Origin of the sequence: Mesorhizobium sp. M0571 (genome assembly GCF_040320985.1) — a bacterium.
Taxonomy (GTDB): domain Bacteria; phylum Pseudomonadota; class Alphaproteobacteria; order Rhizobiales; family Rhizobiaceae; genus Mesorhizobium.
Genome location: NZ_JAMYQT010000004.1, coordinates 302754 through 319210, shown reverse-complemented (window position 1 = coordinate 319210; position 16457 = coordinate 302754). Strand labels below are relative to the sequence as shown.

Here is a 16457-nt window from a genome sequence, read left to right as displayed (position 1 = left end):
TCCCGGACGGGAGCTGGCTCCACAAGGAGTATTCGCCATTTTCGCCTTCCTTGTCCGGCGTGTCTTCCTGTCGCTCGTCACGCTGTTTCTGCTTAGCATCATGGTGTTTCTAGGCGGCCAGGTGCTGCCCGGAAATGTCGGGCGCGCCATATTGGGGCCGTTTGCCGACCAGCGCGCCGTCGAGGCTCTCAATCACACGCTCGGCGTCGACCGTCCCCTGCTCACCCAGTACTGGAGCTGGATCTCGAACTTCGTCCAGGGCGACATGGGCACGTCCTATATTTTCCGCTCGCCGGTGGCGCCGTTCGTCATCGATGCGCTGGGTCATTCGATGAAGCTGGCGGCGGTCGCCTTCGTGCTGGTCATGCCGATCGGCATCCTCGGCGGTGTTATTGCGGCGCTCAATCTCAACCGGCCGCTCGACCGCGTCATCAGCCTCGGCGGCCTGTCGGTAACGGTCTTGCCTGAATTCGTCACCGGCATCATCCTCATCCTGATTTTCGGGGTGTGGCTGCGCTGGCTGCCGATTTCCGCTGCATGGCCGCGCGATGCCGGCTTCTTCACCCAACTCTATTACCTGATCCTGCCCTCCCTGCCGCTGTTCCTGGTACTGTTTGGCTATATCGCTCGGATGGCCCGCTCCGGCATGATCGAGGCCCTTGATTCCGACTACACCCGAACCGCAGTGCTCAAGGGTCTGCCGTGGCGGACGGTGATCTGGCGGCATGTGCTGCGCAATGCGCTATTGCCGACCATCACCGTGATTGCGACGCAGACCGGCTATCTGATCGGCGGCCTTGTCGTCATCGAAACGCTGTTTCGCTATCAGGGGATCGGTTCGCTGATCTTCACGGCTGCGCGCGGCAAGGATTTTCCGGTGCTGGAGGCCGGCATCCTGACCATCGGCATCGTCTATGCGGTTGCGACGCTTGCCGCCGATTTCCTCTATTCCGTGCTCAATCCGCGCATCCGGCTGGGGGCAGAGCAATGAGCGCTACAGACGGCCAAACCGGCGCGCTGGCGCCCGCTGATGCCAACCCGCGCGGCCCCTGGGCCGAGGTTCTCTTTTCGCTGCTTCGCTCCGGCACGTTTCTCACCGGTCTCGGCATCGTGCTGTTCTGGGTTGCCTGCGCGCTGTTCGGCGAGCATTTTGCGCCCTACGACCCACTCTCCGACGACATCATCAATGCACTGGCACCGCCTTCCGCCGAGCACTGGTTCGGCACCGACCAGATCGGCCGTGATGTGTTTTCGCGCGTCATCGTCGGCTCGCGCGACATCCTCACCGTCGCACCTTTGGCGACCTTGCTGGCGACCGTGGCGGGGACGGCGCTGGGCCTGTTCACCGGCTATTTTCGCGGCATCGTCGACGACGTCATCAGCCGCATCCTAGAGGCCTTCATGGCGATCCCGGTGGTCATCGTCGCGCTGCTCGCCATCGTCGCGCTCGGCACGTCGAAGACGACGGTGATCGTCGTCATCGGCCTCAGCTTTGCACCGATCATCGCGCGCACAGTGCGCTCGGCCGTGCTCGCCGAACGCGAGCTCGACTATGTCGCCGCCGGGCAGCTCAGGCACGAAAGCGCGCTGCACATGATGTTCGTCGAGATATTGCCGAATGTCGTTCCGCCGATTCTCGTCGAAACGACCGTCCGTCTCGGCTATGCGATCTTCGCCGTCGCCACGCTGAGCTTCATGGGCTTCGGCATCCAGCCGCCCTCGCCCGACTGGGGGCTCAGCATCTCCAGCAATTACGGCATGATCGGCGGCGGCTTCTGGTGGACGGTGTTGTTCGACGCGCTCGCCATCGCCTCGCTGGTGATCGGCGTCAATCTTGTCACCGACGGTGTTCAGGGGGCTCTCAATGACTGAGCCCGTCAACGCGCTCGACCTGCACGAGCTGTCAGTCGCCTACCGTGTCGGCGGCCGCAATCGGGCGGTGCTGCGCGATCTCAGCCTCACGATCAGGCAAGGCGAAGCCTACGGGCTGGTCGGCGAATCCGGCTGCGGCAAATCCACGGTGGCGCTTTCCGTCGTGCGCTATTTACCGCGCAACGGCTCGATCACCGGCGGGGCGATCTCGCTCGACGGCAAGGACGTGATGAAGCTCGATGCGGAGGCACTGCGGCGCGCCCGCGCCGAAAGCGTGTCGATGGTCTACCAGGACCCCGGTAAGGCGCTGAACCCGTCGATCCGTATCGGCCGCCAATTGACCGAGGTTTTCGAGCTCGGCGGCATTTCGGGACCGGCAGCCACCGAGCGGGCAACCGCCATGCTGAACCGGGTGCGCATTTCCGACCCGGCCAGCGTCATGCAGCGCTATCCGCACCAGCTGTCCGGTGGCATGCAGCAGCGCGTGGCGATTGCCATGGCGCTCGCCAACGACCCGTCGATGCTGATCCTCGACGAGCCGACGACCAGTCTCGATGCGACGGTCGAAGCCGAAGTGCTCGACCTGATCGCGCAGCTTAGGCAGGAGCTGTCGGCCTCGATCCTGTTCATCAGCCATAACCTCGCGGTCGTCTCCAACATGTGCCACCGGGTCGGCGTCCTCTATGCCGGGATGCTGGTCGAGGAAGGGCCGACGGACCGCGTGTTCAACGATCCGCGCCATCCCTATACGGTGGCGCTGCTGCGCTGCCTGCCGCGCGGTGGCCAGCGCAAGGATCACGGCCGCCTCGACACCATTCCCGGCTTCCTGCCCAGCCTCGGCGCCGCGATCAAAGGCTGCGCGTTCGCCGACCGCTGTGCTCTGGCCACCGACCGTTGCCGCACGGAATTGCCGCCGCTCTACGATCTGGGTGGCAGGCTGTCGCGCTGCCACTATCACGAGCAGGCGCAATCGCTGCCGCGGGCGACACCCAGCGATGCGGTGGTTTCGGTGCCGAAGGCCACATCCGCGCCGGTTCTGCGCGTCGAGCGGTTGAACAAGACCTATGCCAGCCATGGCCATGCGCTCAGGGCGGTCAAGGATGTGTCGGTCAGCCTCAGGCCCGGCGAAACGCTTGGCCTAGTCGGCGAATCCGGCAGCGGCAAGACGACCTTCGCCAGGCTCCTGCTCGGCCTCGTGCCGCCGGATGAAGGCGGCATGATCGAGCTCGAAGGCAAGAGACTGGCGCCGCAGTTAGGCAATCGCACCGCCGAGCAGATCAAGGCGATGCAGATCGTCTTCCAGAACCCGGATTCGGCGCTGAACCGCTCGCATTCGATCCGCCATCTGATCAGCCGGGCGCTGAAAAGGCTCGCCGGGCTCAGCGGCAAGGCGCTGGAGGCGCGCCTGAACGAGCTTGTCCGTTCGGTCCGGCTTACCGATCGCTATCTCGCGGTCAAACCGCGCCAGCTGTCGGGCGGGCTGAAGCAGCGCGTCGCCATCGCCCGCGCCTTCGCCGGCGAACCGCGCATCGTCGTCTGCGACGAACCGACCTCGGCGCTCGACGTGTCGGTGCAGGCGGCAATCCTCAACCTGCTCGCCGACCTGCAGTCGAAGGAGCATGTCAGCTATATCTTCATCTCGCACGACCTTGCGGTGGTCCGCTATCTCTCAGACCAGATCGCCGTGCTCTATCTCGGGCGGATCATGGAGCTGGGGCCGTCCGAGGATGTCTTTGCCGGCCCGCATCACCCCTATACGGAAGCGCTGCTGTCGGCGGTGCCCAAGCTCGACCAGACGGAAACCTCGCGCATCCGCCTCGAAGGCGAAATCCCCAGCGCCACCAATCCGCCGTCGGGCTGTGTTTTCCACACACGCTGCCCCCGCAAGATCGGCGCGATCTGCGAAGAGCGGGAGCCGCCCCTGGCCGAAGCGCGCCCCGGCCACGCGATCCGCTGCCATATCCCTTACGTCGAGCTGAAAACGCTGCAGAAGGCGACGACCGCAGAGACGGAGCCCGCCTGATCGCCGCCATTCAATCCGCCATGCTGAAAGCGCGGCCGTTCTCCGAAAAGCCCTGCTTGCCCGACCAGTCCTTTGCCAGCGCCCGCAGCCCCGACAGCGCGACATCCAGAACATCCGACAGAGAGGGGTTGCTGGGATAGGCGAGATAGATCGGCCGCTGGAAGACCGGCGCACCCTCGATCCGTCTCAGCTCGCCGCGCTCGATATGGCTGCTGACGGCGCTGAGCGGCAGATAGGCGGCCGCCTGCTGCGACAGCACATGCTGCAGCCCGATGAAAACCAGCCCGGCCGATATTGCCGGCTTCACTCCCGCAAAGGCCCGGTCGTGCTCGATGCGGAACTCCAGCCCCCAGTCCATGAGGATGTAGTTCTCGGTCCATGGCCTGGTCTGCGCCGCATGCTGGACAAGCACGACCTGATCGACGGCCAGCGTCTCGTAGATGATGCCGGGATGCGGCCGCGGCAGATAGAGGATGCAGATGTCGAGCAGGCCTTCCGCCAACTGGTCGATCGCCAGATCCGGAAAACTGCCTTCGAGCCGCAGCGCGACATTCGGCCGTCTGGCGCGCATCCAGGCAATCCACGGCGAGGTGATCCGGTCCCACAGATAGGCGGGAGCGGTAAGCCTGAGCAGCGTCTCGTAGCCATCGGGAACGGCGATGTCCTGCCTCGATTGTTCCCAGGTGCGGGTGATCGAGGAGGCATGCGGCAGGAACTGGCGGCCGGCGGGAGTCAGCGTGACGCCGTCGCGGTCGCGAACGAAGAGCCGGCGACCCAATTGCTCCTCAAGCCCTCTTATCCGCGCGCTGACTGTGGACTGGGCGAGGTTGAGCCGGTTGGCCGCGGCGGTGAAGCTGCCATGCTCGGCGACCTCGAGGAAGCTGCGCAGATTTTCAGTGTCCATGATCCGGCCCGTCGCTGCTGCATCGAAAATTTCGATGACCCCTATCAAAAAATATCGCTTCCCGGCTCCAGTCAACAATGACCTAAATGGCCGAGCCTCCGAGAAAGAAGGAATGCAGGCATGCCGAAGCATTTCAAGACGATCGACGCCGCCCGCAGGAAGCTGAGCTCCATCGAAAATTCCGCTGTCGACGAATTGCTGGCCGGCAGGATCGGGCGGCGCGATTTCCTTCGCCATGGCAGCCTGCTCGGCCTGTCGCTGCCGTTGCTAGGCGGCATCGTGGCGGCCGCCGGCCTCGGCGCGCCCAAAGCGCGCGCTGCTGGCACGCCGGGCGGCACCGTCCGCGCAGGTGTTGCCACGCCGGGCGGCGCCATCGATCCCGTCACCTATTACGACAGCGGCAGCTATCAGCTGGTCTTCCAGACCGCCGAGTTCCTCTGCGTCACCGAGCCGGACCTGACCTTGCGGCCGGTGCTGGCGGAAAGCTGGTCGCCTAATGAGGATGGCAGCGTCTGGACCTTCAAACTGCGCAAGGGCGTCAAGTTCCACAATGGCGAGGAGTTTGGGGCGGACGACGTTGTTGCGACCTTCGACCGGCTCGCCGATCCGAGAGGTTCGTCCAACGCGCTGTCGGTGTTCAAGGGGCTGCTGTCGAAGGGCGGCACCCGCAAGGTCGACGATCACACCGTCGCCTTCCACCTCGATACGCCGAACGGCAGCTTTCCCTATTCGGTCTCGATCGACAATTACAACGCCGTCATCCTGCCGGCGAGCTACAAGGACGACTACGAAAAGACCTTCGAGGGAACCGGGCCGTTCCGGCTCGAGACCTACACGCCGAAGGTCGGCGCGACCTTTGTCCGCAATCCCGACTATTGGGGCGAAAAGGCGCTTCCCGACCGGCTCGAATTCAAGTTCTACGGCGACGTGCAACCGCGCATCCTGGCGCTGCAGGCGGGCGAAGTCGACATACTCGACGCCATTCCGCTCGATGTCAGCCAGGTCGTGCTGAACAACCCTGACATGAATGTGCTGCGCGTCGCCTCGACCGCTCACCGCCAGCTGCATATGCGCTGCGACACCGGCCCGTTTACCGAGAAGCGCGTACGCCAGGCGCTGGCGCTGTCCATCGACCGCTCCAAGCTGGTGGATGGGCTGTGCCACGGCATGGCGGCGACCGGCAATGACAGCCCGTTCGCGCCAGCCTTTCCGGCAACCGACAAATCGATCCCGCAACCCGCGCAGGACATCGCCAAGGCAAAGCAGCTTCTCGAAGCTGCGGGGCTCGCCAGCGGCTTCGACATCACGCTGACGACGCTGCGCTATTCCGACATTCCCGGCTATGCGCAATTGTTCCAGAATTTCGCCAAGGAGATCGGCATCCGCATCTCGCTCAACATCGAGGATCAGGACAAATACTATGGGAAGGCGGTGTTCGGCCAATCGGACTGGCTGGACAGCCCGCTTGGCATCACCGACTACGCACACCGCAGCGTGCCGAATGTCTTCCTGAAGAGCCCGCTGGTCAGCGACGGGCCGTGGAATGCGGCGCATTTCAAGAATTCTACCTATGACGGCCTGGTCACCAGTTATCTAAAGGCGCTTGATATCGGCGCGCAGCGAACCGCGGCCTCCGACATCCAGAAATTGCTGCTCGACGAGACGCCGGTCATTTTCAGCTATTTCCCGGACCTGCTGGTGCCGGTGCGCAAGAATGTCAGCGGCCTGCCGCCGATCGCCGCCGGGCTGCTGCTCGATCGCGTATCATTGAGCTGACCGCGCCAACGCACGGCCGGAAAAAAAGCAACGGGAGGCCACCATTCGCAAGCCCCATCTGCGCGGTCGCGGGCCGCATTTTCCTGTCCTCGACACGATCCTCCAGTATGAATTCGAGCCGGGTTATGTCGCCTTCACCATGCCATCGCCGAAGCGGCTGCGTGTCCAGGTCGGATCGATCGTCGTTGCCGACAGCGTCAAGGCGCTGGTGCTCTACGAATCCGATCATCTGCCGGTGTATTATTTCCCGGTCAGCGATGTGCGCGAGGAGTTTTTGCTGCCGAGCAAGACGACGACCGAGAGCCCCTTCAAGGGGGTCGCCACGCATTACTCGCTCAATACCGGCATCACGCTGGTCGAGGATGCCGCCTGGCGGTATCTCGATCCGGTGAAGGGCTGTCCGCCGATCGCCGACTACGTGTCGTTCTACTGGAGCAAGATGGGCCATTGGCACGAGGAGGACGAGGAGATCTTCGTCCACGCCCGCGACCCATTCCGCCGGGTCGATTGCCTGCCGTCGTCGCGGCGCGTGCAGGTCATCCTCGACGGCGAGCAGGTTGCGGATTCACGACGCGGCGTGTTCCTGTTCGAAACCGGCCATCCGGTGCGCCATTACCTGCCGATTGCCGACACGCGGCTCGATATGTTTTCGTCGAGCCGCTATATCTCGCGCTGCCCCTATAAGGGCATCTCCAATTATTATCACGTGACGACGAAAGCCAAACACCACGAGAACCTTGTCTGGTACTATCCGGAGCCGGTCCACGAAGCCGAGCGCATCAAGGGGCTGGTGTGCTTCCACCATGAGCTTGTCGACAAGATCCTGGTCGACGGCATCGAAATCCCGAAAGAAGCCACGGCGGCATCGGACGGCTATTTCTGAGGCTCTCGACCGTCTCTTAGAGCGGGATGCGTTCAAAATTGAACCGTGCATCCCGCTCTATCCATCTGTTTAGCCGCATTTCTGCGACGCCAAGTGATTCCACTTGGCTGCAAAATGCTCTAGCCATCGGCTGTATCCAGCGTCGCTGCGGCCGGCCACGCCCTGTGGCTGCATTGGCTTGGCGTGACCACGCAGTTTGTCACCCGTTCGGATCGGCTTCTCGATCTGGGCCGTCGCAACTGCTAGCTGTGGCCAGTTATTCTGCTCCACCGGCAGCTTGCCCAAATCGCGATCGGCATTCCAGAGCGGGAATGTCCCAATTGCTGGTTGAAATATTTTTCATTTGGAAATAGGAATGTTCAAAACGGCGATTTGGACGCTGCGGCGCGTCAGGAACTGGAGGAAGCGACATGTCCCATCCGCAATTTGCAGCGGAACTTCTGCAGCGCGCTGAACAGCAGGGACCGATCACCATCGGGCTTGCCGGCGCCGGACAGATGGGCACCGACATCGTCGTCCAGGTCGCGCTGATGCCCGGCATGCGGATCGGCGCCATTTCCGAGGTCAGGCCGCAGGCGGCGATCGATGCTGCACTTCTTGCCGGCCACGACCGTTCCGACATCGTCCAGGCCGGCAATGCGGCGGCGATCGACCGCGCCATCGAGGCCGGCAAGATCGCGGTGACCGAAGATTTGCATGCGCTGGCGGCGGCCGGCCGCATCGACGTTATCATCGACGCCACGGGCAATCCCAATATCGGCACGCTGTTTGCGCTCGAAGTGATGAAGAACGGCAAGCATATCGTCATGCTCAATGTCGAGGCCGACATCACCATCGGCCGCTTCCTCAAGGAAGAGGCGCGCAAGGCCGGCGTCGTCTATACCGGTGCCGCCGGCGACGAGCCGGCCTGCACGCTGGAGATCATCGGCTTTGCCAAAAGTCTCGGCTTCAACATCATCGCCGCCGGCAAGGGCAAGAACAATCCGCTGAAGATCGACGCCATGCCGGCCGACTACGAGAAGGAGGCGGCCGAGCGCAACATGAATGCGCGCATGCTGGTCGAATTCGTCGACGGCTCGAAGACGGCGATCGAGATGGTGGCGATTGCCAATGCCACCGGCCTGGTGCCCGATGTGCCGGGCATGCATGGCCCGACCGCAACGCTGGAGGAGCTCGCCAGCGTGCTCTGCCCGCGCGAGGATGGCGGCGTGCTGCATCGCAAGGGCGTGGTCGATTATTCGATCGGCAAGGGCGTGGCGCCCGGCGTGTTCTGCATCATCGAGACCCGGCATCCGCGCGTGCTGGAGCGCATGATCGACCTCAAGGTCGGCAAAGGCCCCTATTTCACGATCTTCCGACCCTATCATTTGACCAGCCTGGAAGTGCCGCTGTCGGCGGCGCGCGCCGTGGTCTACAAGCGCGCCGACATGGAGCCGCTCGACCGTCCGGTGGCCGAGGCGGTGGCGGTCGCCAAGAGCGACCTTGGCGTTGGCCGGTCGCTCGGTATGATCGGCGAGAACGACTATCGCGGCTTCGCCATGACCTGGGAGGACGCGCGCGCCCGCGGCGCCCTGCCGCTCGGCCTTGCCGAACGCGCCAAGGTGGTCAAGCCGCTCAAGACCGGCGATTTCCTGACTTATGAAAATTGTGTACCCGACGATTCGATGGTGATAACCCAGATCCGCCGTCGTCTTGACCAATCGGACGGACGGTTCGTTACGAACGCGGCCTGACCCCGCCGGATCTCCGCCTGATGGACGATATCGTAATCGGGATCGACGCCTCGACCACGGCCGTGAAGGCGATTGCCTTCACGCGCAACGGCGAGGAGCTGTTCCAGGCGCGCGAGACCTATCCGCTTTCAAATCCGAAGCCCGGCCATTTCGAACAGGACGCCGAACATTGGTGGACGGCGCTGCTTGGCGCATTGAAGCAGGTCGCCGACAAGATTGGCGCGGACCGGGTGGCGGCGATCTGCATCGCCCACCAGCGCGAGACCTTCACGCTGGTGGGCAACGCCGGCAAGCCGCTCATCCCGGCGATCCTGTGGCTCGACGAACGCGCCCGCCCGCAGGTTATCAGGCTTTCGGCCGAACTCAGCCGCGAGGCCATCCGCGACTGGAGCGGCAAGCCGCCGGACCCGACGCCAGCGCTCTATGCCATCGCCTGGCTTGCCGAACACCAGCCGCAGGTGCTGCACGAGGCAGCGGCGTTGGTCGACGTGCATGGCTTCTTCGTTCAGCGGCTGACCGGACGGCTCATCACCAGCACGGCAAGTGCGGATCCGCTCGGGCTGCTCGACGTCGAGAAAGGCACCTGGCATCCCCGCCTTGTTGCGACCGCGGGGCTGCAGATGGAGCAATTGCCCGAGCTGGTCGCGCCGGGAGCAATTTGCGGCGGCCTTTCCGCCAGCGTGGCGCAGCTGACCGGCCTGAAGGCTGGCACGCCTGTCGTCGCCGGGGCCGGGGACGGCCAGGCGATGGGCCTTGGCATGGGCGTCTATGGCGAGGGCAAGAGCTATCTTTCGCTTGGCTCCGGCGTGGTCAGCGGCTGTTACTCCGGCAAGGTGAAAACCTCCGACGCGTTTCGAACACTGGTCTCGCCGACCGGCTCTGGTTTCATGCTGGAGACCGTGCTGCGCTCTGGCATGCAACTGGTCGACTGGATCGTTCGCACGACCGCCTCGCCGTCGGCAGCAACGCTGGAGAAGGCGGCGCTGGATGTTGCCGCCGGCAGTGACGGACTGCTCGTAATGCCGTACTGGGCCGGCGTCATGAGCCCCTATTGGGACGGTGCTGCGCGCGGCGCCATTGTCGGCCTGTCGCTGGACCACCGGCCGGAGCATCTCTTCCGCGCTGTCCTGGAAGGCATCGCCTTCGAGCAGGCCGTTGCCACGGAGGCCATGGAAGCCCAGGCCGGCGGCAGACCGGCGGCGATGATTGCCGCCGGGGGCGGCACCAATTGCGCGCTCCTCATGCAGATCATGGCAAGCGTGCTCGAGCGGCCGATCTCGGTTTCGCCGGTCAACGAGGCGGCCGCACTCGGCGCCGCCATGCTGGCGGCTGCCGCGGTCGGCTGGTTTGCGTCGTCGGAAGCCGCCGCGGAGGCAATGGCTGCCGCTCCCACCAGGCATGTCGATCCGGTCGACGGGTTGGTCTCCGGCTATCGCGCGCGCAAGGCGATCTACCGTGACCTTTATCAGGCGACGCGCGACATCCACGTGCGGTTGAGTGCTCTCAACGCGACTAGCGGTTGAGCAGCCCCTTTGCCGCATCCTCGTCGGTGATCAGAACCGATACCTTGGTGTTGGCGAGTGCCGCCCGCATGATGGCAATCTTTTCCTGCCCTCCCGAAACCAGGATGATGGCCGGGATGTCCGACAGATCCTGCAGCGGATAGGCGCAGACGCGGCGGTTGACCTCGTGGTCGACCGGGCGGCCCTCGGCGTCGATGAAATGACACAGAATATCGCCGACGGCGCCGGCGGCCTGCAGCTCCTCGAGTTCGCTGGGCTTGATGAAGCCGTAATTGGCGATCGGGCTGTCGTTGGAAAACGAACCGACGCTGAGCACGGCGATGTTTGCCCGGCGCGCACGGAAAACAACATCCTGAACGCTACGCTGGCTCATGAAAGCGTCGCGCTGCTCCGGCCTGTCGGCATAGACCGGTACCGGCAGCAGGAAACACTCCGCACCGATCTTTTCGGCGAAATCCCACGCGCTTTCTGTCGGGTTGAGCGGCTGTGCATGGGTGAGGCCGCCAAGCATGGAAACCACTGTCGTCCTGGCGATCGGTCGCCGCGGCAATTCATTGATGGCGAATTTCAGCGTCCTCCCCCAGCCCAGCGCAATGACATCGCCAGCATTCACGTGGTCGGCCAGATAGGCAGCGGCCGCATGACCGATCATCAGCGGCGCGTTGCTTCGGTCGGCGGCCGACGGTACCACAACAGCCTGGCTGAGCCCGAAGCGCTGCTTGAGACTTTCCTCCAAAATCACGCATTCGACGACGCTGTCGCGGATACGGAACTGGACGACACCTTCTTCGCGGGCGGCGGAGAGAATGCGATGCACCTTGATGCGGCCGACGCCGAGGATTTCGGAAATCCGCTCCTGCGTCAGGCCCTCGACATAATAGTGCCAAGCGGCGCGGGCCTTGAGTTCGGCGTCGGGGAAGCGCGAGGCTCTTTCGTTCTCTATGATCGTCATCTGTTTGCCTTGCCGCAGCCGCCGGCTCTGCTCATGATATTCCAATCCGGCGACTTCGAAATGCCCAAGATTTCCGAGACCTTGCGTAAGGCAAACCGGCGGACAGCGCAAACCGTCGTCGAATGAAGCGGCAGGCCTTGACAATTTTCCGACGAACAGTTTAGCTGAACAAAATTGCATGTTAAAGATAAATTGTTCACGGGGAGGGGCCGGGTGAACAACGTGGCCCGGTGATGCACCGCCGGATTGCTGTGGAGGAGACGAAGTGGCTGTGAGCAACGACGCAAGCGAGTTGAAGGCAGGCTCTGGCGCACAGGTTACCGCGGGCGCAAGGTTTTCGGCTGTCTTTGCCGGAACCATGGGCCCGCTGATCGGGCTGGTCCTGCTCTGCCTAGCGCTCTCGCTGACCACCGACACCTTCCTGACTGTCCGCAACATCCTCAACGTGCTCGACCAGGTCACCGTGCTCGGCATCATGGCGATCGGCATGACGCTGGTCATCCTGATCGGCGGCATCGACCTGTCCGTCGGCTCCGTGCTGGCGCTGGCTTCCATGGTGATGGGCTTCGTCGCCCACTCGGACTATCTCAATTTGGGCCTGCCGGCGGGCATCGCCGCAGCCCTCGTCGTCGCCGGTCTTTGCGGGCTGGTTTCGGGCCTGCTGGTGACGGTCACCAAGCTGCCGCCCTTCATCGCCACGTTGGCCATGATGTCGGTAGCGCGCGGTCTCGCCAATATGATCACCGACGGCTCACAGATCGTCGGCTTTCCCGACTGGTTCACCAGCCTGTCGATCATCCGCCATTTCGGCTTCCTGTCGGTCACCGTCGGGCTGATGATCGTGCTTGCCGTCATTTTCGCGATCTTCCTGAATTATCGCGCCACCGGCCGTAGCCTCTACGCAATCGGCGGCAGCGCCGAAGTCGCCCGGCTGTCCGGCATACCGGTCAAGTCGCTGACCAACTGGGTCTACGCGATCTGCGGCGTGCTGGCCGGTCTCGCCGGCATCGTGCTTGCCGCCCGGCTCGATTCCGTCCAGCCGAGCTCCGGCCTCGGCTACGAACTCGACACCATCGCGGCGGTGGTGATCGGCGGCGCCAGCCTGTCGGGCGGCGTCGGCTCGATCGGCGGCACCGCCATCGGCGTCCTCATCATCGGCGTGCTGCGCAATGGGTTGAACCTGCTCGGTGTCTCGCCCTTCATCCAGCAAGTGGTTATCGGCGTGGTGATCGCGCTGGCGGTGGCCACCGACACCTGGCGGCGCAGAGCTCAATGAAGATTTGGGCGATGAAAACTGGGGCGCAATGAAATTCGCTTGGGACATCCGGGCGAAAACGGATCGGTGATCCGAAACTGGGAGTTGTTCGGGCGCCGCGATGCGCGGGCAGGACAGATTGAACATCAACGGAGGAATAACATGCTGACCAAACGTTCATTGCTGCTTGCCGCCGCAGCCGTCATCCCGCTGCTCGGCCTGTCCGACATGGCCTCGGCCAAGGAAGCCAAGAAGCTCGGCCTCGCCGTCGCCAATTTGCAGGCCGACTTCTTCAACCAGATCAAGCAGTCCGTCGAAGCCTACGGCAAGGAAAAAGGCATCGAGGTCGTCACCGTCGACGCCAAGGGCGATTCGGCGACGCAGGTCAGCCAGGTGCAGGATCTGATCACGCAGAACATCGACGCGCTGATCTATATCCCGGCCGGCGCCACTGCCGCCACCGTGCCGACCAAGACGGCCAAGGCTGCCGGCATCCCGGTCATCAATGTCGACCGCAACGCCGACGGCGCGCCCGGCGACACCTTCATCGCCACCAACAGTGTGGCGTCTGCCAAGGCGGTTTGCGACTACATCGCCAAGCAGGCCGGCGGCAAGGGCGAGCTGATCATCATCCACGGCCAGAAGGGTACGACGCCCGAGGTCGATCGCTCGAAGGGCTGCGGCGAAGCGCTGACCGCCTATCCCGACATCAAGGTCGTCGGCGAACTGTGGAGCGAAGGCTGGCACCAGGACGAAGGCTTCAAGCTGACGCAGGATTTGTTGCAGTCGCATCCCGACGTATCGATCGTCATCGGCCAGGCCGACGCGCTGGCGCTCGGTGCGGCGCAGGCGGTCAAGGTCGCCAATCCCGGCCATAAGGTCTGGGTTGCCGGCTTTGACGGCGACGTGGCGGCGCTCAAGGCGCTGAAGGACGGTGTCTTCGACGTAACGGCGACGCAGCAGACGCAAGGCATGGGCCGGCTTGCCGTCGATGCGGCGATCAAGCTGGTGGCCGGCGAGACCATTCCGGCCGAACAGCTGCAGGATGCGACGTTGACCACCAAGGACAATGTCGAGCAGTTCATCGCCAAGCATCCTTGATTTAGACCAGTCCGGCAGTCGACGAGCGCAACGATGTCCACGGATCCTCGCCATACGCACAGCCCCAATCTGGGGCTAGTCGTCAGCGGCCTCTGCAAGAGCTACGGACCGGTGCAGGTCCTGGCCGATGCGAGCTTCGAGGTGCGGCCGGGCGAGGTCGTGGCGCTGCTTGGCGAAAACGGCGCCGGCAAGTCGACCGTCTCGAACATCATCGCCGGGTCAACCAAGCCCGATGCCGGCACCATCACCTGGCGGGGGAACCCTTATTCCCCCGCCAATCCCGCCGCGGCGATCGACGCCGGCATCGGCATGATCCACCAGGAGCTGAAGCTGCTGCCCGATCTGTCGGTCGCCGAAAACGTCTATGTCGGCCGTCTGCCGATGCGCGGCGGCCGCATCGACCGCGCGGCTATGAACGCACGGGCATCGGCCCAGCTGAAGCGCCTCGGCCTCGATGTTTCGCCCGAGCGCAAGGTGCGCACACTGAGGATCGCCGCCCAGCAGCAGGTCGAGATCGCCAAGGCGCTGACGCTCAATGCCGAGCTGCTGATCTTCGACGAACCGACGGCCGCACTTGGTGGCGAAGAAACGGAACTCCTGTTCCAGCAGATCCGCAAGCTCAAGGCCGAAGGCATGTCCTTCATCTATATCAGCCACCGGCTGGACGAGATCGCCCAAATCGCCGACCGCGTGGTGGTGATGCGCGACGGCCGCATCGTCGCGCGGCACGAGCGCGCCGACATTCCGGTGCGTACCGTGGTCGAGCAGATGGTCGGCCGCAGCGTCGAGCGGATGTTCCCGACTTTGTCGGCGCCCGGCAACGACATGCTGCTCGAGGTCGAGAACCTGTCCTCGCCGGAACGCAGCTTCCAAAATGTCAACTTTTCGGTGCGGGCCGGCGAAATCCTCGGCATTGCCGGGCTGATCGGCGCCGGCCGCACGGAGCTGGTGCGGGCGATCGCCGGTGCCGATCCGATCTCATCCGGCTCGGTGCGCGTCGCCGGCAAACCAGTGCATCTCAACGGCCCGGCGGCGGCGATCAAGGCCGGCGTCGTTCTGGTGCCGGAAGACCGCAAGGCACAAGGCGTGGTGCTCGACCAGACGATCGGCGAGAATCTGGCGATCGGCAATTTCGACCATGTCGCGCCGAATGGCTGGGTGTTTCCGAAGGTAGTGCAGAAATTCGCCGAGGCCGGTATTCGCCGGCTCGGCGTCAAGGGCCGGCCGAACCAGGCGGTCAGCAAGCTGTCCGGCGGCAACCAGCAGAAGGTGATCATCGCCAAATGGGTGTCGCGCCCGCCCAAGGTGTTCATCTTGGACGAGCCGACGCGCGGCATCGATGTCGGCGCCCGCGCCGCGATCTACGATGTCGTCGCCGACCTTGCGCGTTCCGGCATGGCGGTGGTGGTGGTGAGCTCCGACCTCGAGGAAGTGCTCGGCCTGTCGCATCGCGTCCTGGTGCTGAGCCGCGGCCGTCAGCGCGGCATTCTCGATCGCAACGAAGCGAGCAATATCGCCGTGATGGAACTCGCCACGAGCTAGGACGCCGATCGAAACAAAGCGCAGCAGGTGGTATCCTCCCAAGCACCGGACCGCGCGGGGGCGTCAGCAACAGAGTTGGCGCCCCTTCCATTCAGGAGGACGGCGGTTGGAGCAGAGGGACCGACGATGAAACTATTCGATCTTCAAGGCGACGTCGCACTGGTGACAGGCGCCGGCAGCGGCATCGGGCAAGCGATCGCCATCGGGCTGGCCGAGGCCGGCGCCGATATCGCCTGTTTCGGCCATGCCTCCAAAGGCGGGTTGGATGAGACCGCGCACCGGATCACAGCACTCGGCCGCAAGGCGCTGGTGCTGACCGGCACGGTGACTTCAGAGGCCGATCTCGCGGCGGCGATCGAGCGCACGGAGGCAGAACTCGGCGCGCTGACCGTCGCCGTCAACAATGCCGGCGTTGCCGCCGCCGAACCGGCCGAGACGCTGTCGCTGGAGAAATGGCAGAAGCTCTATGACGTCAATGTCAGCGGCGTGTTCCTGTCCTGCCAGGCCGAGGCACGCGCAATGCTGGCGCGACGCAAAGGCTCGATCATCAACATCGCCTCGATGTCGGGCTCGATCGTCAACCGCGGCCTGACCCAGGCGCATTACAATTCGTCGAAGGCCGCCGTCATCCACATGTCGAAGAGCCTCGCCATGGAATGGGCCGATCGCGGCCTGCGCGTCAATGTGGTCAGCCCCGGCTACACGCTGACGCCGATGAACAAGCGGCCGGAGGTTGCCGACCAGGTCAGGGTCTTTGAGCGCGACACGCCGATGGGCCGCATGGCGGCGCCGGAAGAAATGGTCGGCCCGACCGTGTTCCTGGCCAGCCGCGCCTCGAGTTTCGTCACCGGCATCGACCTGATCGTCGATGGCGGCTTCGTCTGCTGGTAGGA

General features: G+C 64.1%; 13 protein-coding genes. 11 read left to right on the top strand and 2 right to left on the bottom strand.

All coding sequences use genetic code 11. The features are described from left to right. Positions 1-37 precede the first annotated feature (37 nt). Genes NKI85_RS07925 through NKI85_RS07915 form a run of 3 tightly spaced genes read left to right on the top strand, consistent with a single transcriptional unit; the run spans position 38 to position 3895 of the window. Positions 38-991 (top strand): ABC transporter permease, encoded by a 954-nt coding sequence (locus NKI85_RS07925; RefSeq protein ID WP_352776527.1) that lies wholly within the window; start codon positions 38-40, stop codon positions 989-991. After that, positions 988-1872 (top strand): ABC transporter permease, encoded by an 885-nt coding sequence (locus NKI85_RS07920; protein ID WP_352776511.1) that lies wholly within the window; start codon positions 988-990, stop codon positions 1870-1872. The genes NKI85_RS07925 and NKI85_RS07920 overlap by 4 nt, the downstream gene beginning before the upstream one ends. Further along, the gene (locus tag NKI85_RS07915) at positions 1865-3895 is read left to right on the top strand and encodes a dipeptide ABC transporter ATP-binding protein (protein ID WP_352527713.1); all 2031 of its coding nucleotides are present in this window, start codon (positions 1865-1867) and stop codon (positions 3893-3895) included. The genes NKI85_RS07920 and NKI85_RS07915 overlap by 8 nt, the downstream gene beginning before the upstream one ends. A gap of 10 nt (positions 3896-3905) precedes the next feature. Here NKI85_RS07915 and NKI85_RS07910 read toward each other — a convergent pair whose 3' ends face one another. Next, positions 3906-4799 carry a LysR family transcriptional regulator gene (locus NKI85_RS07910; RefSeq protein ID WP_352776510.1) on the bottom strand — a complete coding sequence of 298 codons (894 nt, stop codon included), beginning with the start codon at positions 4797-4799 and terminating at the stop codon, positions 3906-3908. Positions 4800-4919: 120 nt separating this feature from the next. Between NKI85_RS07910 and NKI85_RS07905 the strand changes: the two genes are divergently transcribed. From NKI85_RS07905 to NKI85_RS07890, 4 genes are all read left to right on the top strand, one after another. After that, positions 4920-6575 carry an ABC transporter substrate-binding protein gene (locus NKI85_RS07905; protein ID WP_352776509.1) on the top strand — a complete coding sequence of 552 codons (1656 nt, stop codon included), beginning with the start codon at positions 4920-4922 and terminating at the stop codon, positions 6573-6575. 139 nt (positions 6576-6714) lie between these two features. After that, positions 6715-7458 (top strand): DUF427 domain-containing protein, encoded by a 744-nt coding sequence (locus NKI85_RS07900; protein WP_352776508.1) that lies wholly within the window; start codon positions 6715-6717, stop codon positions 7456-7458. 410 nt (positions 7459-7868) lie between these two features. Then, positions 7869-9191: an NAD(P)H-dependent oxidoreductase gene (locus NKI85_RS07895; RefSeq protein WP_352776507.1), complete on the top strand. Its 1323-nt coding sequence runs from the start codon at positions 7869-7871 to the stop codon at positions 9189-9191. 20 nt (positions 9192-9211) lie between these two features. Continuing rightward, complete coding sequence (locus NKI85_RS07890) at positions 9212-10714, top strand: xylulokinase (protein ID WP_352776506.1); 1503 nt, start codon at positions 9212-9214, stop codon at positions 10712-10714. Here the strand turns inward: NKI85_RS07890 and NKI85_RS07885 are convergent. Next, positions 10704-11666, bottom strand: coding sequence for a sugar-binding transcriptional regulator (locus NKI85_RS07885; protein ID WP_352776505.1), 963 nt, complete (start codon positions 11664-11666; stop codon positions 10704-10706). The two genes, NKI85_RS07890 and NKI85_RS07885, sit on opposite strands and share 11 nt — an antisense overlap. 265 nt (positions 11667-11931) lie before the next feature. Here NKI85_RS07885 and NKI85_RS07880 point away from each other — a divergent pair, with 265 nt between their 5' ends. The 4 genes from NKI85_RS07880 (at position 11932) to NKI85_RS07865 (ending at position 16455) form a co-directional block, all read left to right on the top strand. Beyond that, a complete protein-coding gene (locus NKI85_RS07880; protein ID WP_352527723.1) occupies positions 11932-12942 on the top strand; it encodes an ABC transporter permease in 1011 nt (336 codons plus the stop codon). Positions 12943-13083: 141 nt separating this feature from the next. Continuing rightward, positions 13084-14022: a sugar ABC transporter substrate-binding protein gene (locus NKI85_RS07875; RefSeq protein ID WP_352527725.1), complete on the top strand. Its 939-nt coding sequence runs from the start codon at positions 13084-13086 to the stop codon at positions 14020-14022. Positions 14023-14055: 33 nt separating this feature from the next. After that, positions 14056-15564, top strand: coding sequence for a sugar ABC transporter ATP-binding protein (locus tag NKI85_RS07870; protein ID WP_352776504.1), 1509 nt, complete (start codon positions 14056-14058; stop codon positions 15562-15564). Positions 15565-15690: 126 nt separating this feature from the next. Beyond that, positions 15691-16455, top strand: a complete 765-nt coding sequence (locus NKI85_RS07865) for an SDR family oxidoreductase (protein WP_352527729.1) — start codon at positions 15691-15693, stop codon at positions 16453-16455. Positions 16456-16457 lie beyond the last annotated feature (2 nt).

What these genes read in the sequence shown, in the direction of transcription:
- NKI85_RS07920 (WP_352776511.1), top strand. Translation starts at nt 988, where the DNA reads ATGAGCGCTACAGACGGCCAAACCGGCGCGCTGGCGCCCGCTGATGCC.
- NKI85_RS07915 (WP_352527713.1), top strand. Translation starts at nt 1,865, where the DNA reads ATGACTGAGCCCGTCAACGCGCTCGACCTGCACGAGCTGTCAGTCGCC.
- NKI85_RS07910 (WP_352776510.1), bottom strand. Translation starts at nt 4,799, where the DNA reads ATGGACACTGAAAATCTGCGCAGCTTCCTCGAGGTCGCCGAGCATGGC.
- NKI85_RS07905 (WP_352776509.1), top strand. Translation starts at nt 4,920, where the DNA reads ATGCCGAAGCATTTCAAGACGATCGACGCCGCCCGCAGGAAGCTGAGC.
- NKI85_RS07900 (WP_352776508.1), top strand. Translation starts at nt 6,715, where the DNA reads ATGCCATCGCCGAAGCGGCTGCGTGTCCAGGTCGGATCGATCGTCGTT.
- NKI85_RS07895 (WP_352776507.1), top strand. Translation starts at nt 7,869, where the DNA reads ATGTCCCATCCGCAATTTGCAGCGGAACTTCTGCAGCGCGCTGAACAG.
- NKI85_RS07890 (WP_352776506.1), top strand. Translation starts at nt 9,212, where the DNA reads ATGGACGATATCGTAATCGGGATCGACGCCTCGACCACGGCCGTGAAG.
- NKI85_RS07885 (WP_352776505.1), bottom strand. Translation starts at nt 11,666, where the DNA reads ATGACGATCATAGAGAACGAAAGAGCCTCGCGCTTCCCCGACGCCGAA.
- NKI85_RS07875 (WP_352527725.1), top strand. Translation starts at nt 13,084, where the DNA reads ATGCTGACCAAACGTTCATTGCTGCTTGCCGCCGCAGCCGTCATCCCG.
- NKI85_RS07870 (WP_352776504.1), top strand. Translation starts at nt 14,056, where the DNA reads ATGTCCACGGATCCTCGCCATACGCACAGCCCCAATCTGGGGCTAGTC.
- NKI85_RS07865 (WP_352527729.1), top strand. Translation starts at nt 15,691, where the DNA reads ATGAAACTATTCGATCTTCAAGGCGACGTCGCACTGGTGACAGGCGCC.